Raw genomic sequence first — 812 nt, forward strand, 5'->3', positions numbered from 1 at the left:
CCCACCGTCGAAGTTGAAGATGACAATGTCCCCGGATTGGGGCCATTCTTGCCCTAGCCAGATGCCCTGCTTCTGGAACCAGGATAGGTGGCGTGGGACACCGCACTCGCGGCCAATCAGGTGACTAAGACCTGCTTCATCCCCGCAGACGGTGACGAAGATATCGCACCAGTCGTCTCCGTATTGGACCTGGTAGCCCATGGGGATAGGGCTGACTGAATTATAGGCATCCACCATAGCCAGGTGGTCATCAGACCATTGACTGGTGCCCAGGTAGCTCTGGGCTACTCTGATAAGTTTATCGGCCTGTCCCATGGTCGTCACCGCCCTTCTTCCAATAGTCTAGGCTGGACTTCTGAATGAGTGCGCCTAGGAAGACGGCGACCAGGTTAATGGTGGCCACAAGCTGGCTAGTAGGTGCCCATCCATAGAGGTCGCCTAGGCCTGAAGCCAGGACAGCCAGCGCAGGTAAGAAGATTAGTACTAGCCACTTGAGCGCATCATAGTATTTATTATCTAAGTTCATTTGCTTACTTCCTTTCTTCTAACAGTGTTTCTATCTTGGTTATGCGCAGATCCATTGAAGCTAGGCGGTCATCAATAGTCTTGACAACTAGCTTATTAGCTTCAATCTCTAGCTGCATCTCATCTATTCGGAGGATGAGGCTCTGGATGGCAGTAATGAGGTTGACTAGCTTGCTAATCAGGGTGATCACTGCCACCGTTGCCGATGCCAAGCCTCCAATTTCTAACAGACTCATCCGACTCATCTCCTTTCTGATATATGAATAAGGGACCCGCTCCGCGGGTCC

The 812-nt window shown here is 51.6% G+C and carries 2 protein-coding genes and 1 pseudogene; all 3 read right to left on the reverse strand.

Going from position 1 to position 812, the window contains the following annotated elements; translation table 11 throughout:
- Positions 1-324 (reverse strand): annotated as a pseudogene (locus HMPREF3093_RS09770) (N-acetylmuramidase); the annotation flags it as partial.
- A complete protein-coding gene (locus HMPREF3093_RS03945; RefSeq protein WP_023391807.1) occupies positions 299-526 on the reverse strand; it encodes a phage holin in 228 nt (75 codons plus the stop codon). The pseudogene HMPREF3093_RS09770 and the gene HMPREF3093_RS03945, both read right to left, overlap by 26 nt.
- 4 nt (positions 527-530) lie before the next feature.
- Positions 531-761 carry a hypothetical protein gene (locus tag HMPREF3093_RS03950; RefSeq protein WP_023391806.1) on the reverse strand — a complete coding sequence of 77 codons (231 nt, stop codon included), beginning with the start codon at positions 759-761 and terminating at the stop codon, positions 531-533.
- Positions 762-812: the final 51 nt, after the last annotated feature.

This window comes from Abiotrophia sp. HMSC24B09 (assembly GCF_001815865.1).
Taxonomy (GTDB): Bacteria; Bacillota; Bacilli; order Lactobacillales; family Aerococcaceae; genus Abiotrophia.